Consider the following 26,919-nt stretch of genomic DNA (forward strand, 5'->3'; position numbering starts at 1 on the left):
AGCACCAACTGGCCCAAACGCGCCCGGCGCCGCCAGTCGTGCACCTGCTGGGGCCGGCAGCCATGGCGACGGGCGACGTCTGTGACAACCGCCCCCGGCTCGAGGCTTTCCGCGGCAATCTGTGCCTTCAAATCATCCGGCCACCGCTTGCGACCTGCGCCAGCATACACTTCGATACGCGGCGACAACGGTCGTCTTATGTCATCCGAATGGTCGTCCATTGTAAGCACCCTTGCTGAAGATGACTCTTCTAACGGTGCTCTTAAGACCCCGCACAAACAATCCGACGGGCCTCTGCGCTACGCTTACGCTTCAAAGTGGGGCCACACTGTTGCTTCTGTAGTCCGCCTCTCCCGTAAATGATCGAACGTTAGGAATCGTGAACCGACTAGCCGAATGTGTGCGTACATCAGCAGTTTGCGCCGTCGAGACAAATGGTCGGGCTCATCTCTCTTGAGATGCCGCGCTACCCGAAGATGTACTCGGTCGGTGTCTACCTAGCCGGCGGTGATGCGAGTAAGCCCCGCCAGCGACACATTCCCTCGAGGGCGGCGGAAGACCCGCACGCTGATCTGATAGATAGACTTGATTGGCGTGGGTGTGGTGAACGAGCTTCGCTGTGCTGTGGGGCGCGGCGCTGTCGCCGCATCCAGCATGCCATCGCTAGCGTCACTGATATTCAAAAACCTCGCTCTTCATTGTGAAAGGCCTGATCCGCGTCGTGGTTTGCCAGTCGCGCGGCGCGGTCGCAAGATTGCTGCTGACAATGCGCGAGATAGGTGTCGGAAGCGCGACAGCAATCTGAGCAGTAGACGGAGCTATTCAGATGAATCACACAAATCATCCGCTTGCTTATCCGGACTGGCAGGAATGGAAAGACCATGCTGTCCAGGACCGCTTCAACCCGACAACGCTCCTGCTCGATCGCCATCTGGCAGATTCCAGCGAGCGCATAGCGCTGTCAGTTGATGGTGAGCATTACAGTTATGCCCAGCTGCTTCGGCAGGTGAATCGCGCAGCCAGCGCGCTGGCATCAGTCGGGCTTCGTCCAGGCGAGCGCGTGCTCCTGTTTGGCACCGACAGTCTTGAGTATGTTTCGATTTGGATGGGCGCGCTACGACTTGGCGCGATCCCGGCAGCCGTCGCGGATGCCTATCGCGCGGACTCTCTTCGCTATTTCATCGAAGATACCGGCGCACGCATTCTCTTCATCGATTCCGAGCAACTCGGGAAGTACGAAGAGATCGCCGCAGGGATTTCGCGTAGTCTTGACTCTGTCCTTATTCGGCCATCGGATCACGCGCTGGAGCCAATTGTTTATGATGGCGCCGTCGGACCGACTCGCAGGAACGTGCTCAGGCTCTTGGCTCAATCGTCTGACCATTTCACGCCGGTGCCGGTACATAAGCACGATATCGCATACATGTTTTATTCCGGAGGAACCACGGGAACGGCCAAGGGCATTCCGCATCTCGCGCAAGACTTGCATATCGTTCCGGAGAGACAGGCGGCATTCTGGGGATTGACACCGACCGATGTCTTCCATGCCACCTCCAAGAAGTTCTTCTCTCACGGAATTTGGCCTGGCCTTCTGATTCCGCTGTTTATCGGTGCGCGGGCGGTCATCACAGGAAAGCCTCCCACACCTGACAATCTCATTCAGCTGATCGAAACCGAGAGGCCAACCGCGTTAATTACGGTCCCGACCGTGATCAAGAACGTGTTGGAATTCGTCGAGCGAAGCGACCGTTCGTTCGATCTCTCGTCCGTGAATCTCGCCGTGACGGCCTCCGAGAAACTTCCGATGGAAATATTCGAACGCTTCCACCGGGTATTCGCTACGGAACTGTTCGATGGGATCGGAAATTCGGAGGTGACGTATTCGTGGATTAGCAACACGCGCAAGCGTTCCAAACGCGGTAGTTTGGGGACGCCCACGTTTGGTGTCAGCATCAAGCTCCTGGATCGAGACGGCTGCGCGATCACTACGCCGAACACAGCCGGCGAGGCCTACGTCCATAGTACGACCAGCGCGCCCTTCTACTGGCGCAAGCAGGACCAGAGCCTCGCAACATTTGCCGGAGGATGGACTCGAACGGGCGACGAACTCTGGTTCGACGAGGATGGCTTCTACTGGTTCTCGGGACGCGCCAACGAACTCTTCAAGGTAAAGGGACTATGGGTCTCCCCAATCGAGATCGAGGCGGAACTCACCGCTCATCCGGCTGTCTATGAAGCCGCGGTCGTACCGCATGTCAATGCGGAAGGGCTGACCGAGTCCCGGGCGTTCGTCGTTCTCAGGCGTGGCTTCGACGCCTCGAACGATCTGACGGCCGCACTTCAAACCGGCATCAAGGCGCGAATCGCCGGATACAAGGTCCCGCGATCGATCGTCTATGTCGAGGCTTTGCCGCGGACTACGCTGATGAAAATCGACCGGCGCGCATTGCGGGAGCACGCGGCGGCCGGAGCCGCCATACCACCCAACGCTCCGCCTCCGGCGACGGCTGATCTCGCAATTCGGCCGGCCGCCCAGGCGGACCGGTAACAGGCTTGCGCATGGAGCGTAGAGCTTCGCGCGTGGGCGCTTGGGCTCCATTTGACGCATAAGCTTTCAGCACGTTAAGGCTGCGTTCCTCTGCGACAAGCGGCGACGCTCGACACGCCCGCCATCAACTGACGCGGTTGTAACTCAATTTCCTTATTTTGAAATCTGTTCGTAACGGGACAGCCTCATCTTTTCGATGACAAGGGCCGAGTTATGGCCGCAAATGCAGCTCTCCATCGCCTCCCTTCGGCCGGCGCCGATTTTTGTTGGAGTAGTTGTGTCCGATGTGTCCGCGTCGCCGGTCCACGGCATCCCTTTGTGGTCGGCCGTTCGAAAATAGAGCCGATATCAGGGAGATTGAAATGCGCTACAAAATTGTTGTCGTTACTGCCGCAGCGACTTTTTTGGCATCAATGGGCTTCTTGTTCGCTTGGACAAATGCCGATGGCGCAACATTCGGTATGCCTAAGACGTGCGCAAATCCAGCAGTCGCAGACGCATTGGACCTACCCATTTCTTCGGCGAGCGCGTGCGTACGGTGAATTGACGCTGACGCCCAGTGTCGTTCGGTTGCCGCGCGGTTTGGCCTCACACTCAAGGAGAAGGAGATCGCCATGGACGTCCGAGGATACCCGATCGGCCCGATCGAGGCGAAAGGTGCGTTCACTTCCGATATCGATCTGCCGCCCGTAGTTAGGCCTGGCTCGCTCAATACCCTTGTCGAACAAGACCGTCCGCCTATCGTCGACCAATCGGGTATGCGCCACAAATATGTGCCACTGCGTCACGACCCCGTGACGGGAGCCATATCGTCGGGCGGCCGCTATCTGTTCCGCGGCTATGAAGACGCGATCAGGTTCCGTGACTATCTTGACGGGCTAACCTTTCCTGGGGAACAGACGACCTTCTGGAAGCGTCCATTCTTCTCGAATGCGGTCCGATTCGTCTGGCGCGTGGCTGGCGCGCACGATATCGCGCCGATCACCACACATGATCTCACTCGCTTCGAGCGTTACAGTGTAGACAATGCGAAATTCGAAGCTCGTCTGCCAGAGTTGTTTCCCGCGTTTCTTGAAGCGGCGCGGCGGCTCGATCTGGCCCACATCACGCTGATGTTTCAACCCGAGTACAACCTGGTCGGCGTGCTCACCGCCGCCACCAGGGAAAGCCGTCAGACACCTAGTTTCGAGCCATTACGGCTCTCTGTCGACAAACTTGCCTTGCGCGGTTCGGCCTCGGAGGCACGCCTGACCGAACTCGGTGCGCAGAAGATCTTCGATCGAACCAGCTTCAACGTAGCCGTTTGGCTGCCGTTGTCGGCCCAGGCCGGCGGTGAGCCAGCGATCTGGCCCAACAGCCCCCCGATCCCAGAACCCGGCGTGGAGCACATGATTGAGGCTCAACAAAGCGTGGCCTGATGCGGCTCATCGTAAGGCGGACCCGAGCCTGCGCGTCGTTGGTACTGGCCCTATCGGTGTTGACGCTCGTGCTGCAACCTGAGTGAAAGCGCAACTTGTCTAGAGGCGATGAGCGGTCTTCAGCAGTTCGCCAGCACGCTCGCCAATGACGACGCAAGGGGCCATGGTATTGCCGGTCGTCACGCGCGGCAGGACCGATCCGTCGGCGATCCGCAAATGATCGAGACCGTAAACGCGCAGTTGGTGGTCGACCACCGACATGGCGTCGCGCCCCATCTTGGCGGTGCAGGTTTGGTGCGAGTGGCTGACCGTCGCGTTACGGATGAATGTTTCCAGCCCCGCGTCGTCGACCGGTCCCGGCAGGAGTTCTCTTTTCGTGAAATGTCGCAAGGCCGTTGAACTGCCGATCGCCCTGCAGAACTCGACGCAGGTCTTCAGCGCCCTTAGATCGGCGGGATCATCGAGGCCGTTTGCATCGATCTCGACCGGGTCGCAGGGATTCGGTCCGGTGAGACGGATGCGGCCCCGGCTGGCGGTGCGCAGCACCGCGTTTGTCAGCGACCAGCTATTGGGCGGCAGCGGATCCTTGGCGACCTGCGGACTGGCATAGGGTGCCTCGACCATCAGCGTCTGCAGGTCCGGTACCTCAAGTGCAGCATCACTGCGCCAAAGTGCGGTTGCTTCCGTCAAATTGTTGCGGCGCTCAATGGGCATCGACGCTTCCCAGACGCATGGCGCCATGAAGTGATCCTGGAAGTTCTGGCCAACGCCCGGCAGATGCTGGACAAGAGGAATGCCGAGGCGCTTCAGTTCGGCCTCGTCGCCGATACCGGACTGCATGAGCAACTTGGGCGTGTGAATAGCGCCCAGCGACAGCACGACTTCATTGGCACCGATGCGACGCACCTTACCTTCATGCGCGACCTCCACGCCGGTCACTCGCTTGCCAGCCAAGGTTAGACGAGTGACGAGCGTGCCGGTCAGGACCGTGAGGTTTGGGCGGTCCATAAACGGGTAGACATAGCAGCGGAAGATGGATTGCCGTCGGCCATCGCGGACGCACACGTTGGTAAGCGCGGCCCCACCATTGCCCTCCATCATCACTCCATTCTGGTCCTCAAAAGTCGGAACGCCGACCGCCGCAAAGGCTTCGAGCATGGCGGCAGCGAGAGGATGCGGATCAGGCGCCGGCTGTACGAAGACCATCCCGCCGGTGCCGCGGCGCGCCGCATCCGGCGCGCCGTGCCAGTCCTCGATGCGCTGATAGATCTGCAGCACGGATTGATAGTTCCAGCCGTCATCGCCGGCTTCCGCCGCGAGATGGTCCCAATCCGCCTTGTGGCCGCGTGACCACACCATCACGTTGATGCTGGATCCGCCACCCAGCACCTTGCCCATGGACATGGGAATGGCACGACCGTTCAACCGAGGATTTGCCATCGCGTTGAAAGACCAGTCGTACTCGCCACGGCGAAGCGCAGGCCAACGCAACGGATCCATAATCTCCGGCACGTCATCGCTGCCGCCGGCTTCAAGCAGAAGAACGCTGACGTCGGGATTCTTCGCCAACCGCCGGGCCACGACTGAACCCGACGACCCTGATCCGCAGATGATGAAGTCGTAGTGTGACTTCAGCTCACCTGTCAGCTTCTGCTGATTGGCCTGAACACGGGCGGCTCGGTCGTCGATCACAGTTTTCCCTCCGTATGGTCGCCATCATCCGATGATGTCTATCCCACATGGGGCCGGTCTATCAGGAGTACGTAGCGCCGTGTCGATCAACTGTATTACCAAAGCGCGTTTAGCCCAGGGCAAACAGCTACAGCGGTAATAGTGGCCCCCCGAGACGTACCTCAATGGTGCATTTGCGCGGAATTGAGCACGCGCGGCCGATCCACGGCTCCATGGTTTATGGCAAGCAGGCCGAGCGGCAAGATGTTGTCCGCCGGCTCCAATTACTTAACCTGTCAGACATCTCCTGCCGCGATTCTTGGTTGCGACATCCCGCAAGAACGAGAGCCGCTCGGGCCCCTGGCGGTCACGTCATAAATGTTCGCCAGCGCTCTACGCTCACGACAAGTTTAACCTCGCGCCAGGTCACTAAGGGTTTTGCGGCCATTGTATGCTGCCCATCATATCAAACGCGACGTCGAGCCGCAGCTGCGTAAGTAGTCGCTAGTCGCCTATTCGATGCAGAGATCCAGCAAGCAACCGACTCGAGGACGTGTCATGGGAATAGTTAGGTTTGCGCTGAGATTTCCGTATACATTCTATGTCGTTGCCGCACTGATTTTGTTTGTCGGCGTCTCGGCCATTGCGGTTATGCCGATAGACATCTTCCCGCAGATCAACATTCCGGTTGTGTCCGTGATTTGGCAGTACTCCGGGCTTAGCGCGCCTGAAATGGAGCAGCGAGTTAGCACGTACAGTCAATACGCCATAAGTACCAGCGTGACCGGCATCAAGAATATGGAAGCGCAGAGCCTTAACGGCATTTCAGTCCAGAAGATCTACTTCCAGCCGAACGTCAATATCGAACTTGCGATCTCGCAGATCGTGGCGGGCACCAATGCGATCCGCGCCCTCTTGCCAGCCGGCGTCCAGCCTCCAATCGTCGTGCAGTACAATGCTTCGAGCGTTCCAGTGCTGCAGCTCAGTCTGAGCTCCGACCGCCTCAATGAACAGAAGCTGTATGATTACGGATACTACGACCTACGTCAGCAGCTCGCCTCGGTGCCGGGCGTAACCTTCCCAACTCCCGACGGCGGCAAGTATCGGCAGATCATGGTCGACATCGATCCGCTCAAGCTTCAGGCCAAGGGGCTGACGCCGATGGACGTGGTGAACGCGGTCAATGCTCAAAATCTCACATTGCCGTCGGGCTTCGCCAAGATCGGAGACACGCAATACACCGTGCGCACCAATGCGATGCCCACCACGATCGACGACCTCAACAACATCCCGATCAGATACGCCAAAGGGCCGACCGTATTTCTGAAGGACGTTGGCCAGGTGCATGATGGCTGGGCGGTGCAGCAGAACATCGTCCGCACGAACGGAACGCGCTCCGTCTTGCTGAGCGTGATCAAGAACGGCGATGCCTCGACGCTTGCCGTCGTCAATGGCGTCCGCAAGCTGCTGCAGGTCGCACGCGCGGCTGCGCCACCCGGCCTGCGCATCAACGAACTGTTTGACCAATCGGAGCTCGTCAGGGCGTCGATTTGGGGCGTGCTTCGCGAGGGTACGATCGCCGCCAGCCTCACCGGAGTGATGATCCTGCTGTTTCTGGGGTCATGGCGATCGACGCTGATTGTCATGATTTCGATTCCGCTATCGATCCTGAGCTCGGTCGCCATCCTGTACTTCCTCGGCTACACGCTCAACACGATGACGCTTGGTGGGATGGCGCTCGCGGTCGGCATCCTGGTCGATGACTCGACGGTAACGATCGAAAATACGCATCGGCTCCACAGCGCGGGCATGAGTCTTGCGGAAGCTACGCTGCATGGCTCCGCTGGCATCGCCGTCCCGACCATGGTCTCAACGCTCGCAATCAGCTGCGTTTTCACCTCGGTCATATTCCTTGAGGGGCCGGCGAAATTCCTATTTACGCCGCTCGGGCTGGCTGTGGTATTCGCGATGCTCGCCTCGTATGCGCTGTCGAGGACCTTGACGCCCGTCATTATTGGCCAACTGCTCAAGAGTGAACGCCACGGCACAACGGTCGGCTCCGGCGGTTGGTTCAAGCGTTTTCATCAGGCGTTCGAACGAGGTTTCGAGCGCTTTCGGACCGGCTATGTCCGCGCGCTAACGATGCTTCTGATGCGGCGCTCGATCATCCCCATCGTCGCCGCGTTGATGCTTGCGTTGGGCGGCGTCATGCTGACGCTTGTTGGCCGCGACTTCTTCCCCGAGATCGATGGCGGACAGATCAAGCTGCACGTCCGCGCGCCGGCCGCCACGCGCATCGAAGCCACCGAGCGAATTTTCGAGGAGGTGGAGGAAAAAATCCGCGAAGTGATACCCGAGCGCGATCGCGACCTGATCGTTGACGATATCGGGGTACCGCAGCGCGTCTACAATCTCGCCTTCACTGACGGATCGACCATCAACGTCAATGATGGCGTGATCCTGGTATCGCTGAAAAAGGGACATGCCCCGACAGCGGACTACGTCCGCAAGCTCCGCAAGGAACTTGCGGCTTCGTTTCCATCAGCGACCTTCTATTTCCAGGCCGCCGACATGACGACCCAGATTCTGAATTTCGGATTGCCGGCGCAGATCGATGTTCGCTTGGTTGGCCGCGATCGTGCCAATAACCTGAGAATAGCGCACGAGTTGCAGCGCCGCGTGTCGGCTATTCCGGGTATCGCCGATGCCCATCTCCAGCAGGAGCTCAATGCACCTGCTTTCATGGCCGACATCGATCGATCGCGCGCGTTGGAACTCGGTCTCAACGCACAGGATATCGCCAATGATCTCAATATAAGTCTTAGCTCGTCGGAACAGGTCACGCCCAACTTTTGGACCGATCCGAAAAGCGGAATTCCGTATTACATCACCGTGCAGACGCCTCAGCATCTGGAGAGCTCGCTCGGCGAGATCGGCAATACCCCGGTGTCCACTGCGATCGCCTCCGCCGGTCCACCAATACCTGGGTTGTTGAGCAATGTGGCAACGCTGAAGCGCGACACCGTTCCAACCAATCTGAACCAGACTAATATCCAGCCGGTGTACGACATCTACGCCGCCGTCCAGGGTCGCGATCTCGGCGGCGTGGCCGACGATATCGCGAAGGTCGTCGCCGATCTCGAGAAGCAGCTCAAGCCTGGCAACACCATACAGGTCGTCGGGCAAATCCAGAGCATGCACGATTCCTTCCGAGATCTGGGCATTGGATTGCTTTTTGCGGCCGTGCTTGTCTACCTGCTGATGGTCGTGAACTATCAGAATCTCGGCGATCCCTTCGTCGTGATCCTTGCGCTCCCTGCCACCTTCTGCGGCATCCTCACGATGCTGTTCATCACGGATACAACGCTTAGCGTCCCCTCGTTAATGGGCGCGATCATGGCGGTGGGTATCGCTTCGGCCAACTCCATTCTGCTGGTGACCTTCGCGCGTGAGCGGCAGCTTGCGGGCAGGAGCTCCTTCCGCGCAGCAATCGAAGCTGGCGCTACTCGGCTGCGTCCGGTGCTGATGACAGCCGCGGCGATGATTGTCGGAATGATTCCGATGGCGATTGGCGGCGCCGGAGAGGAACAAAATGCGACGCTGGCGCGCGCAGTGATCGGCGGGCTCTTGTTCGCGACCCCGACCACCCTGCTAATCGTTCCGTACCTGTTCTCCGTATTGCGCAAGCGCAACGACGGCGTTCCCGCTTATGGCGTGTTTGAGGAGCTCCCTGATGAGTGATGCTGATACCTGCAACCACAAGGAAAGTTTTACGCGCAACGTCGATTGCGCATCGAAGAAGCCACCCAAGTCTTCCCCGCGAACGCGACACCGGTGGGGCGGACGTCTATTTGCGCTTGGCGCATTTCTCGTGCTGACAAGCGGTATCACCCTCGCAGCCTCGCGCCGTCATTCGGAACATCAGCAGACCCTGGAGATCGCCGAAGGTGTGCGGCACCTCTCGCCGGCTGTGTTCGTCGCGCCCGTCGAGGCGAGCTCGGGCGTGATCCCCGTCACCTTGCCGGGCACCACAGCCGCTTTCGCGGTCGCCAACATCTACGCTCGAGCCACGGGCTATATAAACAAGCGCAACGTTGACATCGGTGACCGCGTCAAGCAGGGCCAGTTGCTTGCAGAGCTTGCAGTCCCCGAGCTCGACGACCAGATTTCGCAAAACGAGGCCACCCTCGAGCAACTGACGGCCGCAGTGCACCAGGCGCAAGCCAACGCAACGCTCGCACAAGCGACCTGGGGCCGTGACAAACCGTTGGTCGGAGACGGATGGGTGACCGCCCACCAAGGCGACATCGACCTACAAACAGTCAAGGCGGACGACGCCGCAGTCAGCGTTGCGCAAGCGAATGTCGCAGCGCAGGAGCGCCTCCTGACGGTATTGCGTCAGAATAGAGCTTATGCCTCGGTTGCTGCGCCTTTCGACGGCGTCATCACCCAGCGCAATGTCGATGTCGGCTCCCTGGTGCAAGGCAATGCGAACACCGGCACCTTCATGTTCGAAATCATGCAGCAGGACGTGATCCGGGTTTGGGTCTATGTCCCGCAGGACGCGGCCTTCGGCGTAGCACCGGGCGTCGATGCGATAATACGCGTGCCCGAGCTGCCGGACCGCCAGTTTCCGGGCAAGGTGACCCGGATAGCAGACGCACTGCAGAGTGGCACCCGTACGCTCTTGACCGAGATCGATATCCCCAATCCGGACGGCTTGCTGCCGGCTGGCATCTATTGCTCTGTCGAGCTCCAAATACCCCGCAAGTCACCGTCTTTCATCATTCCGGCGGAGGCTCTCATCTTCAATCGCAACGGCCTGCAGGCCGCGGTGGTCAAGGACGGCAAAGCAAATATCCGCAATATCAGAGTCACGCGCGATTTGGGCACACGATTGGAAGTGGACGCCGGGCTGACAGCCGGCGAACGCGTGATCCTCAATCCGCCCGTCACGCTCGTTGATGGCAGCAAGGTACAGCCTCGTCCGCGAGACACTGAGCCAACGACCTAGACGGGTTCGCAACGTGCCCGAACAAAGATTGCTGGCAGTGCCCCGATCGAGCGGGGATGGGTCTCGAGGCCGAGAGCCAAGCGCGGCCGTCCATTGCAATTGTAACAAAGAGCGGCAGCATCCAGCCGTTCGCGGGACAGGTATGTCGTCACGGTGACCGAATTCAAGGTATTGAAATCGTGCCGTAACAAAGCCTGTGTACTGCGCTCCCCCTCCCCGGATTCAAATAACAGACGGGCAAGAGATGACACGAAGGCGATACACAAGATGTCCGCTGGTCGATCGGACCGACTACCGGGATAGCCAAGGCCGGGATAGCCAAAGCAAGGTGTGCCATGGGCATGGCGCCCCGTACCATCCTGGCGTGCGATATCTCTAGGGCCTACCTGTCTTGGACATTGAGCAGTGGCTCTGTTGTTGCGGCTGTTTGCCCTGGTGGCGTTTGCGCTTCTGCCTGGAATCGCAATCCAGTTGTACAATGAGCTTGACCTGCGTTTCTCTCACCAAATGGAAGTACAGGAGCTGGCGCTTGGTCTCGCCAAGCTCGCCGCCGCGGAGCAGCAGCAGATCATCCAAGGAATTCGTCAGGCATTGATCGCCCTCTCGGAGCTTCCCGCGATAAAGGCGAAAGACGTCCGCGGATGCGAGGCTTACCTCGCCAGGATCAGAGAGCGATACCCAGAGTTCATCAATTTTATCGTGGTCGATACCAATGGCGATTCGTTCTGCGACTCGAGCATCGAGTATAAGCCCTCGACCGCAGCCGGCCGCGGCTATTTCGTCAGCGTTCTGAAAACCGGCAAGTTTACTGTCGGAGAGTTCGCGCATGGCCGAACGACCGGACGCAACGTCCTTCACTTTGCACTGCCATTCTATGACGACGATGGCCACATCGGCGGGGTCGTGATAGCCGCCCTCAGCCTCGATTGGCTGGCTCACTATCTCGCTCAGAAGGGTACGCCGCCTGGCGCCGTCCTCGCCATTAGAGACCGCAACGGCACCTACCTCGCACGATATCCTGGTAACGACCATTTCGTTGGCCGGACGATACCCGATGACCCCTACTTGCACTCCGATCGTTCGGGCACAACGACCGCGCGCGACATTGATGGCGTGGAGCGGATCGTTGGCTACACGGTTGTGCAAGCGGACTCCGGGGAACTCTTTGTCACCTTCGGTCTGGATAAGGCGCTGGCCTTCAGTCAGATACACCGCCGGACACGGCTGGGTATCCTCCTCATTGTGTTAGGTACATCGTTGGTGTTGGCCTTGACGTGGTTTGGTGCCCGTCGGTTCATCCAGCACCCGTTGGCGCTACTGGTCGACGCTGCCAACCAATGGCGACTTGGCGACTACGCGCGCCGAGTGAAGATCCGTGACAAAGGGTCAGAGCTTACCCGTGTCGCCGACGCATTCAACACCATGGCCGATGCGCTCGCGAATCGCGAACAGGAGCTGCATGATGCCAAAGAGAGAGCCGAGCAGGCAGCAGCTCGGATCACGACGATATTTGAGAGCACGACAGACTGCGTTCTCATCGTCGATACCGAATGGAACATCACTTATCTGAACGAGAGAGCGAAGGCACAGCTGGCCCTCGGATATGATCTTGTTGGGATGAATCTGTGTGAGATCTTTCCGGATTGGGCCGACGTCGGCCTCTCAGCCCGAGCACATACGGCGATGTCGGAACAGAAGAGCGCATCTGTCGAAACGTTCTTCCGAAATGTCTGGTACACGGTCAATGCCTTCCCGTCCGGCGAAGGCATTGTCATCTTGTTTCGAGACATCACCGAACACAAGCAAGCCGTAGAGGCGCGCCGTCTGATGGAAGAACAACTTCATCAGAGCCAAAAGATGGAGGCTGTCGGCCAGCTCACGGGAGGCGTCGCCCACGACTTCAACAATTTGCTTATGGTGATTTCCGGAAATCTCGAACTTATCGAGAGCCGTACGGGAGATGACGAAGGCATCCGGGGACTCGCAATAGCGGCGCGCAAGGCCGCCCACCGGGGAGCAAGCCTGACAGCCCAGCTTCTCGCCTTTTCCCGGCGGCAGAGGCTGAACCCGAAGACGATTCGCGTAAGCGCTCTCATTCAGGACTTTCAGGGGCTGATCCATCGCGCGCTCGGAGACGGGTGCAAGGTCAACTTCGTCGCGGAAGATCAACTGTGGTTGTGTCATGTTGATCCGGCGCAGTTGGAGACGGCGCTCCTCAACCTGGCCTTGAACGCGCGCGATGCCATGCCGGACGGCGGCAGGTTGGAGATCGAGGCACGCAATGTAACCCTCGACGAGGGCGCTGTTGCCGGCGTCGCGTCCGGATCGTATGTCAAGCTTTCCGTCACTGACACCGGCTGCGGCATGCCGCAAGAAACGCTGGATCGGGTGTTCGAGCCGTTTTTCACCACGAAGGAGCTCGGCAAAGGAACCGGCCTGGGCCTCAGCATGGTCTATGGGTTCGTCCGACAGTCCGGCGGCCATGTCACCATCGAAAGCACGGTCGGAGTGGGAACCACGGTCACTCTCTATCTGCCCAGATCCGGCGAAGCGTCCGAGGTCGGGATAGATATCACCCAACTCCAGGACATGACGGCAGGGTCAGGCAGGATCCTCATGGTCGAAGACGATCCCGATGTCATGGACATCACGTCGGCAATACTGCGAGAGCTCGGCTATGAAGTCGTCTGCGCCCAAGATGGCGCCGACGCCATCCGGATACTAAGGGATGACAAGAGATTCGATCTGCTATTCAGCGATATCATGATGCCGGGAGGCATCAGCGGCGTTGAACTGGCCCGGGAAGCGAAGCAACTCTCCAGCGGCATCAAGATCCTGCTCACCTCAGGCAATGCGGCAGAAGCATTAGCGTGGGATGGCGCGGAGCGCGAGTTTCCCGTTATCGGCAAGCCCTTCCGGCGCACGGAACTGGCGCAACGCCTGCGCGTGGTCATAGGCGCGTCCTGAGATCATCTCCGGCGGGGGATTGTGGTCGCCGCGCCGTCCCGCGGACAACTCGAGCGCTGGCTTCTCGATCAGAATGACTGTCCTGGCTCGGGCCTCCTGGATGCTGACGTGCAGGACGCGAACACGACGAGACCACCCGGACGAACGTGGGAGGCGAGCCGCAATGAAATGGCACCGGATACGCGCTGTCGCAACGGCGTAAGCCGCGCAACGACGGCATCGAATGGTTTAGGGGAAACGAAATTCTCGGGGTCCGCAGCAATAAAGCGGGTCCAATAGCATTGACCGTCTACGGTGGCGTGCTTGTTCGCAAGATCAATGGCTTCCGTTGACCGGTCCACTCCAACAACTAGACCACTGGGACCGACGAGCTTGGCGATCCGGAGGGACGCGTCACCAGTGCCGCAGCCTAGATCGAGAACATGCATTCCCCGGACGATGCCAGACCTCGAGAGGACGTCCTCGGTAATATCCACCACGGATACGACCCGCCGGCACGGCAGCCTCAACTCACCGCCCGAATCCCGCGCAAGACTGGATACACCTTCTGTGTTTCTCGTTTTCATCTTCATAGCGAGTTTCCTTTGCAGTTCACGCACGGCTACCTCCTTCGTCCTTGGAAGGTCATATCGCTTGCCGTGGTTGGCTCTTGCAAACCCGTGACAAGAACAACGAGTGCCTGTGCTGATTTTTGATCGCTCGCGTTCGCGGCGGCAATGTTGTACGCAAACGCCGGCTCGACCCACGTCCGGCCGGCGCGATAAACACCGATGCCCGCGTGCCAAGCTAACGCGTGGAGTTCGCCCGAAAGCACGTACACCAGCACATAACCCGATGAAGGCTTGCAATGGAGCATCGCCGACGCGCCTGGCGGATAGTCGACCAGGAAGGTGGAGAGGCTGAGATCATGCCGCTCAATTGAATGCTTGGGGAAAAGAGGAGTAACAGACGCTCCGAGTCCCACCGGCTGATCAGAGGTCTGAGAACAGATGCCTGACAAGGCCTCGGCATGAGATGGGATTGTCGAGGCGTCGGCGCTCGATATCACCATTAACGCGAAGGCACCGACGGCTCCGAAATGTACTTTGCTTGCCATCATTTTCTCCAAAGTTTCGTCCGCCGAACCTGAGATCGGTTCGCGCTGTAGCGCGACCATCCTTGGATAAATGTAGGCGTGGGAACGCCGATGGATTGGAGAAATCAGACTCGCGCCTAACGTGCCGCCGTGTACGGCAATCGGCTCGTTTCCAGATTTTTTGCGATCCCCAGTTCGGCTGTTGTCCCTGGGACTGCCGGCTGCATAACCATTCGGTGCGGCTTTGCGTCCGCGCGCCGGGGACGGCGTTCGCTGCCAGCGTGCATGCCGGCGGCAATGGAGCGCGCCTGATCAGGACGGTTCGACAGCCGTTTCGCGAGCCTCGCGTTGCTGTTTCGCCAGCGACAACAGGAACGTTAGCGCAACAGCTTTAGTCCCTTGAGAATCTTGTCCGCGGCCTTGCGTTCGCAGCGGAAGGCCAAACCGACGATCGCAAGATCAGGCGTTGCCACGGCCTCGACTGCCGCGCGATTGTCTTCATCATTGAAGGTGCTGAAGAGCTGCTCGGTAAAGACGGAGAACGGGACACCGCGGGAACGAGCGCGATCGGCCGTGCGCTGCATCTCGTCCGCACGAGCGCCGAAGACCAGTACCGGCTCCCGGAACATAGGGAGATAGATCGCGCCGGAAGCGTCTCGATATTTGACGCCCACGACCCCCGGCATCGCCGCGACGCCGCTGATTGTGAAAGCGGCGACATTCAGACGTTGCCAGGGTTCGAGATCGTCGCGCAGCACGATGGCGATCTTATTGCTATCGCCGCCTGTCGAATCGACGCCGACCGTATCCTCGAGACTATTTTCCATCGTCACTCTTTCCGCTTGCGGCATTACACCATAACGCGAGCGCCCTTTTGTGCCGAATCGCCGCCCCGATGCCTCAAGCGCAGCCGAAATTTCGGATGCTCAGCCTGCTGAGGTACATGTCTGGTCCAACCGTCTCTTTCAACTTGAGAGCAGCTCGTTACGACAGGGCCGAGCGACGCCCTTCGTCCTTCGGCCCGCACCAGGCAGCGCAAAAGGATCGACGGGAACGGGCTGCGCGCAAGGATTCGAATACGACTGGATAACTGCTCGCTGGATCAAGAATTCGATCACATCGATGCAGTTGACCCAGGCCGCTAGGTCAAGCGTCAGCGCTTTTGCGCGACGACGCCGAGAATGAGCAAATGATATGGTGGGGGAGGCAGGACTCGAACCTGCGAAGCCATGAGGCGGCTGATTTACAGTCAGCTCCCTTTGCCACTCGGGACACTCCCCCGTCCCAACAGCGTCGGACGCCACCCGCCCGAGGTGGCGGCGGACAGGTCAATCGGTGACGCTGGTGACCGCGGGACCCGTCGGGGTGCGCGGCCGGCGCGTTTATGGGCGAAGGGCGGTGGCAAAGTCAACCAAGGGAAGCCGTTAATCGGCATCCTTTTGCCGGCAAAATTGCCATTATCCGGAACCCGTGACACAAGGCCCCTGATGAGCGATCGTGACCGCAAGCCCCCGTTCCGCCGTGGCGGGGCTAAACCATTCGAAAAAGGGCGAAAATCGGCCGGCCGGCCGGTTTGGCGCAGCCGCGATTCGGATCCGGACGGCCCGGTGATTCTCTACGGCTGGCATACGGTTTCGCTGGCACTGGCCAATCCGGAGCGCCGGATCCGCAAGCTGTTCGTGACCGAGAACGCCGCGAGGCGCCTGGCTGAGGAAGGGATCGACACCCGGGTGCCCCCGGAGCTCGTGCGCCCGAGCACGATCGACCAGCGGCTGGGCCCCGACGCGGTGCATCAGGGACTGCTGGTGGAGGCCGATCCCCTGCCCTCACCGGAGATCGATACGCTCGAGCCCGAGGGCATCGTGCTGGTGCTCGACCAGATCACCGATCCGCATAATGTCGGCGCGATCCTGCGCTCGGCCGCGGCCTTCGCGGTGAAGGCGATCGTCACCACCGCCCGCCACAGCCCCGAGGCAACCGGCGTGCTCGCGAAATCCGCCTCCGGCGCGCTGGAGCTGGTGCCGCTGGTCACCGTGCAGAACCTCGCGCGCGCGCTGACCGCATTGAACGAGCGCGGTTTCCTCACCGTCGGCCTCGACAGCCAGGGGAGCGAGGATCTCAGTCAGGTCGCGCTACGGCAGCCGCTCGCACTGGTGCTGGGCGCCGAGGGCAAGGGACTGAGACAGCTGACGCGGGAGACCTGCAGCGTGGTGGCGCGGCTCGACATGCCCGGCGAGATCAAGAGCCTCAACGTGTCGAACGCCGCGGTGCTGGCGCTCTATATCGGCGCAAGCCGGCTCGGCCTGATGTGAAAGCGCCCGCTCGCACGATGCGAACGGGCGCCAATCCCAGGAAGCAGCTGTAAGCTCAGTAGTAGCTGCGGATCACGCGCTGGCCGTGATAATATTTCGAGTGGCCATAGCGATAGTGGCGCGGACGATAGTACGAGACCCCGCCCTCGCGATACGTCGGGACCGGCGCCCAGTTACCTGGGCCAGTATAGGTCGGACCCTGGTTGACGTAATAGTACTGCTGCTCCGGATCGGGGAGCCGCTCGGTGACCCAGCCGTAGCCGGCGCCACAGCCGCCGCAGCCAGAGGTGTAGTTGTAGCTCCAGACCGGCGCGGCGTAGACCGGCGCCGCGCAGGGGCTGGCATAATAGCCATAGCCGCACGGCGAGCACGCGCCGTAACCGCACGCCATTGCGGGTGCCGCAACCATGACCGCGACTGCCGCGACCATTCCCGAAATAGTTCGACGCATTACTCTCTCCTGTTGGGTGTGTTCTTGTTGGCGTTAGCGCCGAATTCTCGGAGCCCTGCGGTGATGATCGCGCGGGAACTGGTCATACTGCGGCGCATAGATGATGGGCGGCGGGTCGACGGGCGGACTGGATTGCGCCGGCAGCGGCATCGACTGCGCAGACCAGGATTGGTGATAGCTCTCGGCCGGCTTGGGCAGACGCCGGTTCGACGGCGGCTCGATCTCGAGGCGCCCATAGCCCGGCATGTGGCCGAGGCTCGGATAGTAGTGGCCGACATTGGGCTCGGAATCGATGTAGCGGCCGCCATAGATGGTCGGCTGCACATGGACGTTCTTGCCGAGACCCCACTCACCTTCGATCACGGTGTAGGAGGCGTCGATGCCGTTGATGATGATCGGCACGCCGCGGCGATAGGGAACGACGATGTCGAAACCGCCGTCGGAGCCGCCACCGGCAAAGGCCGTCGACGTCATCGCCAGAAGGATCCCTGCCGTAATGCCAAGGCGCATTGGTTGCTTCCCTATGTCTTTCGGCAACCTAATCGAATGCGCGTGGCCAAAGGTTAAGGCGGCGGACCAAACTGCCGGTAAGCCTAACGTGTGAGCATGCCGGCTCGCTCAATTGCGAGCGATCGTGATCAGGAATTGTTAACGCCGCGCGGCTGCTTACGCCAGCAGCGTCTCGACGATGGTGTTGACGCCGATCGCGATGGTCGCAAGCGCGACCGCGCCCTGCAAGCCGCGATTGGCCCAGGTGAGCCAGCGCGCGGATGCCGCGATCGGCACCGCAATCACGGTGGACAGCGCGCCCATGCCCACCATCGAGCCAATCGCGAACAGGGCCACGTAGCCCAGTCCGACGATCGGGTTCGCGGCCTGCGACACCGCCAGCACCAGCAGCGCCGCGGAGCCGGCCATGCCGTGCATCAGGCCGACCAGCAGCGTGCGCCAGCGAAAGCCGTGCGCGTGAACATGCGTCGCGGCGCGATGCTGCGTCGTCTCGCCGGCATGGCTGTGGGCGTGGAAGTGCACCGTGCCGTCGCTGTGGCCATGGCGGTGGAAATGGACGCGGTTGCGCCACAGACGCCACAGCAGATGGGCGCCGAGGCCGATCAGCATGATGCCGACGGCGCCCTCGATCGGCCGGGCCACCGTCTCGGGGATCGCGTGTCCGAGCAGGATGGCGGCGCCGGCGAAGCAGAACAGCGTCAGCGTGTGGCCGAGCCCCCAGGTCAGCCCGTGCCTGACAATGTCGCCGACATTGGTCCGGCGCGCGGCTATGCTGGAGACGGCGGCGATGTGATCGGGCTCGAGCGCGTGCTGCATGCCCAAGAGAAAACCAAGTCCCAGAATTCCAAACATCCGCCCCGTCCGCTCGATGCCCCTATTTGACACGAAGTCGCGGCCCTTGTCAGGCCACCCCTTCAGGTGCCTGGCGCGTCAACGTCCGCGAGTGCCACCCCTCCCATGCTCTTGTTGCGATCACCTGGGTTTGAAGTTGTGTGAACAGGATCGTTGGAACGGGTCGGCCGTACGGCCGCTTGGTCTCGGTCGCGACTTCAAGGAGAGCTCCCATGAGACCACTCGCTATCGTCGGCACCGCCGCGCTGCTCGCTTCCGCCCTGGCCGCTCCCGCCGGGGCGCAACAGGTGATCTACAATCCCGGCTATTGCGCGCAGTTCTATCCAAACGCCAATTGCCAGAACAAGGGACCGGGGAATCCCTATACCGGCAGCTACCAGCAGCGTCGCGCCGCCGCCTATGGGTACAACAGCGGCTGGAACGACAGCTACGCCCGCTGGGACGACGGCCGCAACGGTTTCTGGCCGGGCAACGTCGCCGCCGGGGTTGTCGGAGGCGCCGTCGGCACGGCAGCGGCGGTCGCCACTGCGCCCTTTGCCGGCTTCGATAACGGCTACCGGGGCGGCTACTACACCCAGAGCTACGCCGAGCGTAACGGCCTCGTCTGCACGCCCGGCACCTGGTTCCGCGGCGAGGATGGCCGCCGTCACCCCTGCCAGTAACGCGATCGACCAGTTGGGGAAAAGGCGGCCGCAGGGCCGCCTTTTTCCTGTATGGCCGCGCTTGGCTGCCCTCAGGTTCTGGCCCTGCGCCCACAAGTCTGATATGCGAGCGGCCGAAATCGCCGGCTTAGCTCAGCGGTAGAGCAGCGGTTTTGTAAACCGAAGGTCGGGGGTTCAATCCCCTCAGCCGGCACCATCCACTCATCAAAGCGCCGTGTTTTGCGGCGAGGATTCTTTTAAATCATTTCCGTTCTCGGAGGCGGACCGCGCATATTTCAGCCGAACAGGATTTTAAGAATGACCTATTTTATCTACGCCCGTGACGGCACCGGGCAGATCGTGCTCAAGCGCGAGAGCGAGGATGCCGCGCTGAAGAAGGCGCAGGAGCTCAAGGAGATGGGCTGGTTCGACGTCGAGGTCCGCCAGGATAAGAAGCCTGCCGCGGCCTGATGAACCTTTGCAGACCGTGCCGGACATACGTTCGAGGTGCCACATGTCCGACACGCAGCACTACCGGTTTCAATCCGAGCAAGCGAAGCGGCTGGCCTATCAGGTCATTGATCCGGATACTCGCGAAAAACTGCTCGAGATGGCCAACGAATATGACCGCTACGCTGACCTGATCGAAGCAAAGGCGGCCGAACGGCTGGCCGAGACGACCGCAGGCTGAATGGGCCGTCCGGTAGCGAGCCGGCGCCCCAACACCACTCTCCGGGAGCGCTAGACGCCGGGCACGAAGGCAGGCCACGAACATTTGATGCGTGATGAAACGGGCCCCTGCCCGCTCTGGCGGCGTCGCCGTGGACCGGGTACACCATCCACACAATGGCGCAGGCGCATCACGAAACGCCCTATCGGCCCGACATCGACGGGCTGAGGGCAATCTCTATTCTTCTGGTCGTTGCTTATCATGCGCAGCCTTGGCTGGTGCCGGGCGGCTTCATCGGCGTTGATGTCTTCTTCGTTATCTCCGGCTTCCTGATCACACGGATCATCCTGACGAAGGTCGATGCCGGCACCTTCTCGTTCGCGGATTTCTATGCGCGGCGCGTGCGCCGCATCTTTCCAGCTCTCGTCGTCGTGCTCACGGCGACCTTCCTGGTGGGATGGTTCGCGCTGCTGCCGGATCAATTCGTTTCGCTCGGCGAGAACATCGCCGCCGGCGTCGCCTTTGCGGCGAATCTGTTCCAGCTCACGCAAACCGGCTATTTCGCACCTGCCGCCGCGGATAATCCGCTGCTGCACCTCTGGTCACTGGGCGTCGAAGAGCAGTTCTATATCTTCTGGCCGCCGCTGATACTTCTTCTCTCCCTGACCGCAATCCGCGGCCGATGGATGGCGGTCATCGCGCTGGTCTCGTTTGCGTTCAGCTTGAGCATCTTCTTCGGCTACGAGACCGTCGCGTTCTACTCACCGTTCACACGCGCCTGGGAGTTGCTCGCGGGCGCACTTCTTGCCCACCTGGTGCTCGTACGGAAGAGCGTCAGGTGGGACAAGCGGATCGACGAGTATGTTGCTCTGTTGGGCCTTGCCGCGATCCTTGGCCCGGCGCTGCTGTTGGATCGCGCCAGCGCATTCCCGGGCCTCTATGCCCTGCTGCCGGTGTTCGGCGCGGTATTGCTGATTGCCACGCCAAACTCGGCGGTGAACAAAACGCTGCTGTCGAACCGTCCGATGGTATGGATCGGCCTGATCAGCTACCCGCTCTATCTCTGGCATTGGCCGGTTCTGTCCTATCTCGGCATTCTGCGCAACGGCGTGCCGAACGTCATGGAGATCTGGGCGGCGGTGGCTGTCTCCGTGATCCTTTCCTGGCTGACATTCCGCTTTGTCGAGATTCCGCTTCGCCACTACGACCGGGCGGTCAAGAGGCTGGCGCTCGGTCTCGCCCTCGTCGGCCTTGCCGGTCTCGTGACCATCGCCGCGGCCGGATTCGATTTTCGTTTTCCCGTCGAGGTGCAGGCGATCGCGCGGACCCAGGCGAAGGACAATGCGGGATTTGACGACAAGTGCTTCCTGGAAACACCGGGCGCTGAATTCAATGCCGGCTGCATCGAGCAAGGAACGCAGCCGCTCGTCGTCTTGTGGGGCGACTCCACCGCAGCCGCGCTCTATCCGGGCCTGAAGGAAGCAGAGACCGCGAACGGCTCATTCCGCCTGGCGAGGTTCAGCGCACCGGGTTGCGCGCCGATCCTGGATTCCGGCACGAATGCACACTGTGACGAAGTTCATCGCGTCGCCTTCGGCTTCCTGCAGGCTGCGCATCCGGATGTCGTGCTGCTCCACGCCATGTGGGGCACCAACAACGATCTCGGAAAGCTGCACGAAACGATCGCGCGGCTGCGCGCCAGCAAGGTCCGGCGCATCGTGATCCTGGGTCCGCTTCCGGTCTGGAAGCGGACGCTTCCCCATACGCTCGTCAATCACTACCGGGTTTGGCACGAGATTCCGGAGAGGATCGCGGTGGGCGTATCGGGCTTGGACAATGATCAGCGGATGGAGGCTTTCAGCAAAGCTGAAGGGATCGAGTACATCTCCGCCTGGCATACGCTGTGCAGTGCTGCGGGCTGTCTGACCGGGATCGGGACCGACGCCAAGCAGGTGCTGATAACCGATATCGTGCACCTCTCCGACGCCGGCTCGAAATTTCTCATCAAGGCGATCAGCAAGGAATTGCTTTCGTTTCCGCCGCGCCCGTGAGGACGGCGGAATCGCCCCGTTATGGTAAATGCTCTCTTCCACTTGACCCGGTGTTACTCTTTTGTCACCTCGGTGGAAATTGAGACTGCCATAACTTGGGATGCTTGATCCGGAAGGCAACCTTTGCTGGAGTCGATCAAGGCCGAGGTGTGCCCATGAAATGGATGAAAGAACGCGATCTGCTGATCGCGCAGACAATGGCGTTCGTGCAATCGGTGACCGGCAAGAAGCCCGACGCCGAATTGTTGTCGCCGGCCACCGAGAAGACCGCGCGCGCGACCATAACCACGGCCGTGGTTAACGTCGAAGCCGTGCTGGCCGAGCCGACGGCGATCCCGGTCGCCGTCCCGCCCAAGGCCGTTCAGACAATACCCGCTCAGGCAATGCCGGCTCAGACAACGCCCCCCGAGGCAAAGCCGCCTCAGCCGAATCCGCTTCAGATCGCGGGGCTCGACCTCCCCGGCGATTTCCAATCCGAAATCCGTGCCCGGGTGGCAAGCTTCCGCGCGCATCAGGAGCGATTCACGCGGGAGCGCGAGGAATATTGCCGGGCGACGATGGCCAAGGTCCGCGCCACCCTCAGCGACGGCACCGAACCGCCTCCCCCCACCGAATAGAATGGTCCCCCGCCTGCGCCGGTGGCTCTCCCAGCGCTCAGAGCCAGGACCATACCAGCAGCATATTGGCCACACAGGCCACCAACAGCGCCACCGTGAGCGCGACATGCACGCGTTCGTTGGATGAGTGCAGGACCGTTGTCATGGCTGGAGCATCCGGCGATTCTAGCACCGGAGTCTTGCGGATTCTTTTTTGCGGGATTCACCACTTATTAGAGACTCAAGACGGGGTCGCGCCGCCCTCACCTGAGATTGAAGCAAGATGGGGTCGGCCATGCTGAAACCCAGGGGGCGCGGTTGGCGTTGACTACCTTTGCGGAGCCACAAGAGTGTTGAGTATGCCCTACGCGCTGTTTTCCAAGGAGGCCAAGCTCAGCAAGGCCTATCCGACCGAGGCGGATGTCTGGAAGGTCGCCAGGAAAAGCGGCCTGGTCGTGGACGTGGCGACGGACGACGACAAGGCCGCCCCGCGGCCGGTGCTGGACAATGACTACGAGATCAGGCCGTGCCAGGCGGAGCCGAACGAGGATCCGGTCAAGAACAAGGCCGATGCCGAACGTGAAGCGCGGATCGAGCCGCAGCTTTCGCCGCCCGAGCCGCCGCAGCAGGAAGAACCCTTACGGCGTCGCGCTCACCAGTGAGGCCTGCTCGGAGGCGAGCGTCACGCACGCCTTGCGCCGATGCAGCCCCCTGATCGCGCCGGTGACCTTGAGCACCTTGCCGATCCCGCAGGCCGAATCCTGAACAAAAGCGACTTCATAGGGCGCGAGAATCAGCGGCTCGGATTTCAGCACGGTCTGGGCAAGGCATGGCGATATCGCCGCAGAGAAAATCAGCCCTAACGCAAAAGCACGCATGTTCGTATGTCCACCTGGACCGGCGGCCGGCATAATAAACCATGGAGGGTGAAAGTTCCGTGCACCGCAAAAATTATTTTCCGCGGTGCCGGCGGCCTGACAGCAAGAAGGCCGGCGGAAAGCCGGCCCGCGCCCTGCGGAAATCCGCGATCAGTATTTGGTGGCGACCGGCCCGCCCCAGCCGAAGCGGTAGTTCACGCCAACCTTGACCGTATGTTCGTCGTCCCGGAAGCGGGAGCCGACGATCTCGGGCGGACCGGAGGTGAAGGTCGTGTGGCCGAAATTGTAATACTGGTACTCGGCCTTGGCCGACCAGTTCGGCGCGAACATGTATTCGAGACCCGCGCCAACCGTATAGCCGTCCTTGCGATTGCCGTCTGTCGTGAAGGGCTGCGGCACGCCGGCGAAGGCGACGCCGACATTGCTGTTGTCACGCCAAGCGTAACCGCCCTTGGCGTAGAGCAGCGCCGGGCCCCAGGTGTAGCCGACCCGGCCGGTCACCGAGCCGAGCTGGTCGGTATTGCCTGTCACCACCGTTCCCGCCGGGAACACGATGCCGCTATTGCTGCTGCCGGTCAGCCAGCTGTACTGCGCCTCGACGCCCACCACCCAGTTCGGCGCGAATTGGTAGTCGAAGCCGCCCTGCACGCCGCCCAAGAAACGCGCGTCGCTGCCGAGCAGATTGGTGCCGTCGGTGAAGGCGCCGCCAATATGGCCGCCAATGTAAAAACCGGTCCAATTGTAAACCAGCGCGGGCGCCGTCTGGGGCGGTGCCTTGATATAGGGCCGGGCCGCGATGTCAGCCGCACAAGCCGGGCCGGCAAAAGCGGCCAACGCGGCTGCGCCCAGCAAAATCTTCTTCATCGTACTTCCCCGTTTACTCACGTCGCGACATCAATCCAAACAACGTGACCTCAGTTAGGTTGCTTTGGGGCACCGCCAGAGCATCACGTGTTCGTCACTGTGGCTGCGCCGCAACATCACCCGCCGGTTCCATTGCATGGGAGAATTTTCCCTCCGGTTAACCCGGAACCGGCCACCAATACGGATGTCGGATCTGGCTAAGCCGAGGTTCAAGCCTCGCCGAAAAGTGATTCGATCCCGGTAACCTCCCGGCCACCGAATCGCCGCTACCGCGACATCTGCTGCAACTCCGGAAATGGCGCGTAGATCGCGCCGGCGCAAGGTTCGCCGGCATTTTCAATGATGCGGTCGAGCCGGCCATCGACATACACGATCGCGCGCTCCCGCATCGGCCGATAGCCGCCGTCCGAGTCGCGGGCGCTGAAGCGCAGGCAGGTGATGTAGCGCAGCCGCCCGCCGACCGTCCGCTGCACCGGCTCGGCCAACGCCGCGTCCCGCACCCCGGTCGGATCGTTGAGATAGGTGTGCATGAAGGCCACTGTCTCGGCCCGGTAGTTCTTCGGATACGGCTGGTTGGAGACGCCGCGGTCATCGGTAAAGCTGATCGAGCTGCTGTCATCGCTGCTCGACGCGCAGGCCGCGAGCGCGACCGGCAACAGCAGGATCGCCGTGAGTCTTGCTTTCGTCCCCAAGTTCCTTGCGCCCCAAAAATCGACTGCATCGGTCCCGGCGGTTTCTTAGACTGGCTAGCGGCGAAAGGGAATTCGGATCTCAACGCACCAGCCCACGGCCATTGGGGATGCAATGGCCGTGGGTGGGCCTGATATCCGCCGGCGCGGTGGGGCAATGTGGATCAAGAGCCGCGGCGGACGGACCAGTCGTGAAGACCAGACTTTCAGCCGCGTTTGGCGGGCCGCACGATGTGTTTGACCGCGACCTTCGGCGTGGCATGCGTCTTGATCGCACCAATGTGCTTGTGGTGGCCATGATGGCGGACGTAGCGCTGGTGCTTATGATGGTGGCGCGCCATCTTGGCATTGGCATGCAGCGCCTTCGACTTCACCAGCTCCGACTTGGTCACCGGCGCATGGGTCGTCTTGCCAGAAGTACCGGCAAACGCGGGCGCGGCGATCACGGAAACCGCAAGCAGCGCCGCGGAAATGGTCTTCAGCATGGTTGTCTCCTCTTCCAGGGATCGCTGAGATCTCCGGTCGGGTGGCCGGGCTCGCCGATCATGTCCATGACCCTACGCAGGCGGCGCTGAACCCACCCTGAAACGCGTGGACGGAATTCGTTCATCTCCATGACATCCTGTTCATGTCCGCGCGTCGGGACCGCGTCATGTCTGCGAGCCGTGAGTTTCAAAATGGCGTGCCAATTGGGAATGTTTCGGAGCAGCGGGTGTTCTAGGAAGCGGGCCGCGGTTATAGGATCGCCGGGCTGACCATCAGGAGAGAGGCATGCAGAAATTCGCGATCAGGCTGTTGACGCTCGCCATGTTGTCGCTGACGCTTGCGGCAGCGCCCGTCGTTACCGCGGTCTACGCCGCGCCGGATAACGATCCGCCCCCGCCGCCGCCGAAGGGCAAGAAGAAGTCGGAAATCCGTTCGAACGTCGAACAGGCCGCCTTCGTGGATGGCTACCACGCCGCCTATGCCACCATCTACGATCGCCACGATTATGCGAACGCGATCGAGCAGTTGAAGGCACTTCATCACGACGACACCGCCGCGGTTGCCAACCTGATCGGCTATTCCTATCGCAAGCTCGGCGACTACAAGCTGTCGCAAGTCTGGTACGAGCGCGCACTGAAGGCCGATCCGAACCACGTCAAGACCTGGCAGTATTACGGTCTGTGGCAGGTCGAACAGGGCAACCGCGATCAGGCGGAGTATCATCTCAACCGCATCGCTCAGCTCGCCGGTACCAACAGCGAAGAATACCGCTCGCTCGCCGCCGCGCTGGAGAAGCCGCCCGGCACCGGGCTGGTGTATTGAGGCAAGTGCTCCGCATTCGTCCCTTCTCCCCTTGTGGGAGAAGGTGGCGCGCATGCAATGCGCGACGGATGAGCGACTATCTGGATTGTCAAGTTGCATTGGCGTATTGGATGCGCGCATCGCGTGCTTTTGCGTTGAGGATGACGAGCAGTTTGCGGGCGAGGGCGATGCGGACCACCATTTTTTCCTTGCCGGCCTTGAGCAGCCTATCGCGGAAGGCTTGCAGCTTCCGATCGTAGCGGGCGGCAATAGCGGCGACCAGGAAGAGGATCGAGCGGACGCCGGCGCGGCCTCCGCGGGTGGGTCGCTTGCCCTTTCGCTTGCCACTGTCATTGGCGGTCGGAGCGAGGCCGACGAGCTTGGCAATGGCTTTGTTGGAGATGACGCCGATCTCCGGCAGCTCG

At 61.0% G+C, this 26,919-nt stretch carries 25 protein-coding genes and 2 tRNA genes; 14 read left to right on the forward strand and 13 right to left on the reverse strand.

The genetic code is table 11. The features are described from left to right. Window positions 1-221: transposase (locus K288_RS0136700; protein ID WP_152535846.1), on the reverse strand; the 221-nt coding region annotated here is incomplete at its 3' end. A gap of 605 nt (window positions 222-826) precedes the next feature. Between K288_RS0136700 and K288_RS0136705 the strand changes: the two genes are divergently transcribed. Both K288_RS0136705 and K288_RS0136710 read left to right on the forward strand, forming a co-directional pair. Beyond that, the gene (locus tag K288_RS0136705; RefSeq protein WP_027583988.1) at window positions 827-2,548 is read left to right on the forward strand and encodes an AMP-binding protein; all 1,722 of its coding nucleotides are present in this window, start codon (window positions 827-829) and stop codon (window positions 2,546-2,548) included. Between the two features lie 614 nt (window positions 2,549-3,162). After that, entirely contained in the window at window positions 3,163-3,966 is an 804-nt protein-coding gene (locus K288_RS0136710) for a hypothetical protein (RefSeq protein WP_027583989.1), read from the forward strand. A gap of 99 nt (window positions 3,967-4,065) precedes the next feature. Here K288_RS0136710 and K288_RS0136715 read toward each other — a convergent pair whose 3' ends face one another. Next, window positions 4,066-5,658: a GMC family oxidoreductase gene (locus K288_RS0136715; protein ID WP_027583990.1), complete on the reverse strand. Its 1,593-nt coding sequence runs from the start codon at window positions 5,656-5,658 to the stop codon at window positions 4,066-4,068. Between the two features lie 537 nt (window positions 5,659-6,195). On the opposite strand from K288_RS0136715, the gene K288_RS0136725 reads away from it, so the two are divergent. From K288_RS0136725 to K288_RS0136735, 3 genes are all read left to right on the forward strand, one after another. Further along, the gene (locus tag K288_RS0136725; protein WP_027583991.1) at window positions 6,196-9,378 is read left to right on the forward strand and encodes an efflux RND transporter permease subunit; all 3,183 of its coding nucleotides are present in this window, start codon (window positions 6,196-6,198) and stop codon (window positions 9,376-9,378) included. Beyond that, window positions 9,371-10,651, forward strand: coding sequence for an efflux RND transporter periplasmic adaptor subunit (locus K288_RS47695; protein WP_051334946.1), 1,281 nt, complete (start codon window positions 9,371-9,373; stop codon window positions 10,649-10,651). Before K288_RS0136725 ends, K288_RS47695 begins: the two co-directional genes overlap by 8 nt. Before the next feature lie 405 nt (window positions 10,652-11,056). Continuing rightward, complete coding sequence (locus K288_RS0136735; protein WP_027583992.1) at window positions 11,057-13,618, forward strand: ATP-binding protein; 2,562 nt, start codon at window positions 11,057-11,059, stop codon at window positions 13,616-13,618. A 601-nt stretch (window positions 13,619-14,219) separates the two neighbouring features. Here the strand turns inward: K288_RS0136735 and K288_RS0136740 are convergent. The 3 genes from K288_RS0136740 to K288_RS0136750 form a co-directional block, all read right to left on the reverse strand. After that, window positions 14,220-14,714: a hypothetical protein gene (locus K288_RS0136740; protein ID WP_152535849.1), complete on the reverse strand. Its 495-nt coding sequence runs from the start codon at window positions 14,712-14,714 to the stop codon at window positions 14,220-14,222. Window positions 14,715-15,070: 356 nt separating this feature from the next. Then, window positions 15,071-15,520 (reverse strand): DUF2000 domain-containing protein, encoded by a 450-nt coding sequence (locus K288_RS0136745; RefSeq protein ID WP_051334949.1) that lies wholly within the window; start codon window positions 15,518-15,520, stop codon window positions 15,071-15,073. A gap of 368 nt (window positions 15,521-15,888) precedes the next feature. After that, window positions 15,889-15,974, reverse strand: a tRNA-Tyr gene (locus tag K288_RS0136750). A gap of 206 nt (window positions 15,975-16,180) precedes the next feature. On the opposite strand from K288_RS0136750, the gene rlmB reads away from it, so the two are divergent. Then, window positions 16,181-17,005 carry a 23S rRNA (guanosine(2251)-2'-O)-methyltransferase RlmB gene (rlmB, locus tag K288_RS0136755; protein ID WP_027583995.1) on the forward strand — a complete coding sequence of 275 codons (825 nt, stop codon included), beginning with the start codon at window positions 16,181-16,183 and terminating at the stop codon, window positions 17,003-17,005. 55 nt (window positions 17,006-17,060) lie between these two features. Here rlmB and K288_RS0136760 read toward each other — a convergent pair whose 3' ends face one another. From K288_RS0136760 to K288_RS0136770, 3 genes are all read right to left on the reverse strand, one after another. Next, complete coding sequence (locus K288_RS0136760; RefSeq protein WP_027583996.1) at window positions 17,061-17,456, reverse strand: hypothetical protein; 396 nt, start codon at window positions 17,454-17,456, stop codon at window positions 17,061-17,063. Between the two features lie 33 nt (window positions 17,457-17,489). Then, a complete protein-coding gene (locus tag K288_RS0136765; RefSeq protein ID WP_027583997.1) occupies window positions 17,490-17,966 on the reverse strand; it encodes a hypothetical protein in 477 nt (158 codons plus the stop codon). Window positions 17,967-18,122: 156 nt separating this feature from the next. Then, window positions 18,123-18,818, reverse strand: coding sequence for an urease accessory protein (locus K288_RS0136770; protein ID WP_027583998.1), 696 nt, complete (start codon window positions 18,816-18,818; stop codon window positions 18,123-18,125). Window positions 18,819-19,030: 212 nt separating this feature from the next. Between K288_RS0136770 and K288_RS0136775 the strand changes: the two genes are divergently transcribed. From K288_RS0136775 to K288_RS47705, 7 genes are all read left to right on the forward strand, one after another. After that, entirely contained in the window at window positions 19,031-19,480 is a 450-nt protein-coding gene (locus K288_RS0136775; protein WP_027583999.1) for a hypothetical protein, read from the forward strand. 121 nt (window positions 19,481-19,601) lie between these two features. After that, window positions 19,602-19,676 (forward strand) — tRNA-Thr (locus K288_RS0136780). 101 nt (window positions 19,677-19,777) lie between these two features. Further along, a complete protein-coding gene (locus tag K288_RS54330) occupies window positions 19,778-19,930 on the forward strand; it encodes a hypothetical protein (protein ID WP_201449780.1) in 153 nt (50 codons plus the stop codon). A gap of 43 nt (window positions 19,931-19,973) precedes the next feature. After that, window positions 19,974-20,150, forward strand: a complete 177-nt coding sequence (locus K288_RS54335; protein ID WP_201449781.1) for a hypothetical protein — start codon at window positions 19,974-19,976, stop codon at window positions 20,148-20,150. A 155-nt stretch (window positions 20,151-20,305) separates the two neighbouring features. Continuing rightward, entirely contained in the window at window positions 20,306-22,180 is a 1,875-nt protein-coding gene (locus K288_RS47700) for an acyltransferase family protein (RefSeq protein ID WP_043161676.1), read from the forward strand. A gap of 164 nt (window positions 22,181-22,344) precedes the next feature. Further along, the gene (locus K288_RS0136800) at window positions 22,345-22,797 is read left to right on the forward strand and encodes a hypothetical protein (RefSeq protein ID WP_343209325.1); all 453 of its coding nucleotides are present in this window, start codon (window positions 22,345-22,347) and stop codon (window positions 22,795-22,797) included. A gap of 338 nt (window positions 22,798-23,135) precedes the next feature. Then, entirely contained in the window at window positions 23,136-23,438 is a 303-nt protein-coding gene (locus K288_RS47705) for a hypothetical protein (protein ID WP_051334948.1), read from the forward strand. On the opposite strand, the gene K288_RS0136815 is transcribed toward K288_RS47705, so the two are convergent. The 4 genes from K288_RS0136815 to K288_RS0136830 all read right to left on the reverse strand — a co-directional run bounded on the left by K288_RS0136815 (window position 23,415) and on the right by K288_RS0136830 (window position 25,692). Then, window positions 23,415-23,654: a hypothetical protein gene (locus K288_RS0136815; protein WP_027584001.1), complete on the reverse strand. Its 240-nt coding sequence runs from the start codon at window positions 23,652-23,654 to the stop codon at window positions 23,415-23,417. The genes K288_RS47705 and K288_RS0136815 overlap by 24 nt on opposite strands. A 150-nt stretch (window positions 23,655-23,804) precedes the next feature. Continuing rightward, on the reverse strand, window positions 23,805-24,518 hold the full coding sequence (locus K288_RS0136820) for an outer membrane protein (protein ID WP_027584002.1): 714 nt from the start codon (window positions 24,516-24,518) through the stop codon (window positions 23,805-23,807). Between the two features lie 266 nt (window positions 24,519-24,784). Next, on the reverse strand, window positions 24,785-25,174 hold the full coding sequence (locus K288_RS0136825; RefSeq protein WP_244443401.1) for a hypothetical protein: 390 nt from the start codon (window positions 25,172-25,174) through the stop codon (window positions 24,785-24,787). 239 nt (window positions 25,175-25,413) lie between these two features. Beyond that, the gene (locus tag K288_RS0136830) at window positions 25,414-25,692 is read right to left on the reverse strand and encodes a hypothetical protein (protein ID WP_027584004.1); all 279 of its coding nucleotides are present in this window, start codon (window positions 25,690-25,692) and stop codon (window positions 25,414-25,416) included. A 286-nt stretch (window positions 25,693-25,978) separates the two neighbouring features. Between K288_RS0136830 and K288_RS0136835 the strand changes: the two genes are divergently transcribed. After that, entirely contained in the window at window positions 25,979-26,515 is a 537-nt protein-coding gene (locus tag K288_RS0136835) for a tetratricopeptide repeat protein (RefSeq protein ID WP_027584005.1), read from the forward strand. 88 nt (window positions 26,516-26,603) lie between these two features. Here K288_RS0136835 and K288_RS0136840 read toward each other — a convergent pair. Next, window positions 26,604-26,919: transposase (locus K288_RS0136840; RefSeq protein ID WP_027583234.1), on the reverse strand; the 316-nt coding region annotated here is incomplete at its 5' end.

The organism is Bradyrhizobium sp. Ai1a-2 (genome assembly GCF_000426245.1).
Classification (GTDB): Bacteria; Pseudomonadota; Alphaproteobacteria; order Rhizobiales; family Xanthobacteraceae; genus Bradyrhizobium.

Coding starts and splice junctions, on each gene's coding strand:
- K288_RS0136815 (WP_027584001.1), bottom strand. CDS start 23,654: ATGCGTGCTTTTGCGTTAGGGCTGATTTTCTCTGCGGCGATATCGCCA.
- K288_RS0136745 (WP_051334949.1), bottom strand. CDS start 15,520: ATGGAAAATAGTCTCGAGGATACGGTCGGCGTCGATTCGACAGGCGGC.
- K288_RS0136710 (WP_027583989.1), top strand. CDS start 3,163: ATGGACGTCCGAGGATACCCGATCGGCCCGATCGAGGCGAAAGGTGCG.
- K288_RS54330 (WP_201449780.1), top strand. CDS start 19,778: ATGACCTATTTTATCTACGCCCGTGACGGCACCGGGCAGATCGTGCTC.
- K288_RS0136705 (WP_027583988.1), top strand. CDS start 827: ATGAATCACACAAATCATCCGCTTGCTTATCCGGACTGGCAGGAATGG.
- K288_RS0136800 (WP_343209325.1), top strand. CDS start 22,345: ATGAAAGAACGCGATCTGCTGATCGCGCAGACAATGGCGTTCGTGCAA.
- K288_RS47700 (WP_043161676.1), top strand. CDS start 20,306: ATGGCGCAGGCGCATCACGAAACGCCCTATCGGCCCGACATCGACGGG.
- K288_RS47695 (WP_051334946.1), top strand. CDS start 9,371: ATGAGTGATGCTGATACCTGCAACCACAAGGAAAGTTTTACGCGCAAC.
- rlmB (WP_027583995.1), top strand. CDS start 16,181: ATGAGCGATCGTGACCGCAAGCCCCCGTTCCGCCGTGGCGGGGCTAAA.
- K288_RS0136725 (WP_027583991.1), top strand. CDS start 6,196: ATGGGAATAGTTAGGTTTGCGCTGAGATTTCCGTATACATTCTATGTC.
- K288_RS0136765 (WP_027583997.1), bottom strand. CDS start 17,966: ATGCGCCTTGGCATTACGGCAGGGATCCTTCTGGCGATGACGTCGACG.
- K288_RS47705 (WP_051334948.1), top strand. CDS start 23,136: ATGCCCTACGCGCTGTTTTCCAAGGAGGCCAAGCTCAGCAAGGCCTAT.
- K288_RS0136770 (WP_027583998.1), bottom strand. CDS start 18,818: ATGTTTGGAATTCTGGGACTTGGTTTTCTCTTGGGCATGCAGCACGCG.
- K288_RS0136820 (WP_027584002.1), bottom strand. CDS start 24,518: ATGAAGAAGATTTTGCTGGGCGCAGCCGCGTTGGCCGCTTTTGCCGGC.
- K288_RS54335 (WP_201449781.1), top strand. CDS start 19,974: ATGTCCGACACGCAGCACTACCGGTTTCAATCCGAGCAAGCGAAGCGG.
- K288_RS0136740 (WP_152535849.1), bottom strand. CDS start 14,714: ATGGCAAGCAAAGTACATTTCGGAGCCGTCGGTGCCTTCGCGTTAATG.
- K288_RS0136775 (WP_027583999.1), top strand. CDS start 19,031: ATGAGACCACTCGCTATCGTCGGCACCGCCGCGCTGCTCGCTTCCGCC.
- K288_RS0136760 (WP_027583996.1), bottom strand. CDS start 17,456: ATGCGTCGAACTATTTCGGGAATGGTCGCGGCAGTCGCGGTCATGGTT.
- K288_RS0136830 (WP_027584004.1), bottom strand. CDS start 25,692: ATGCTGAAGACCATTTCCGCGGCGCTGCTTGCGGTTTCCGTGATCGCC.
- K288_RS0136835 (WP_027584005.1), top strand. CDS start 25,979: ATGCAGAAATTCGCGATCAGGCTGTTGACGCTCGCCATGTTGTCGCTG.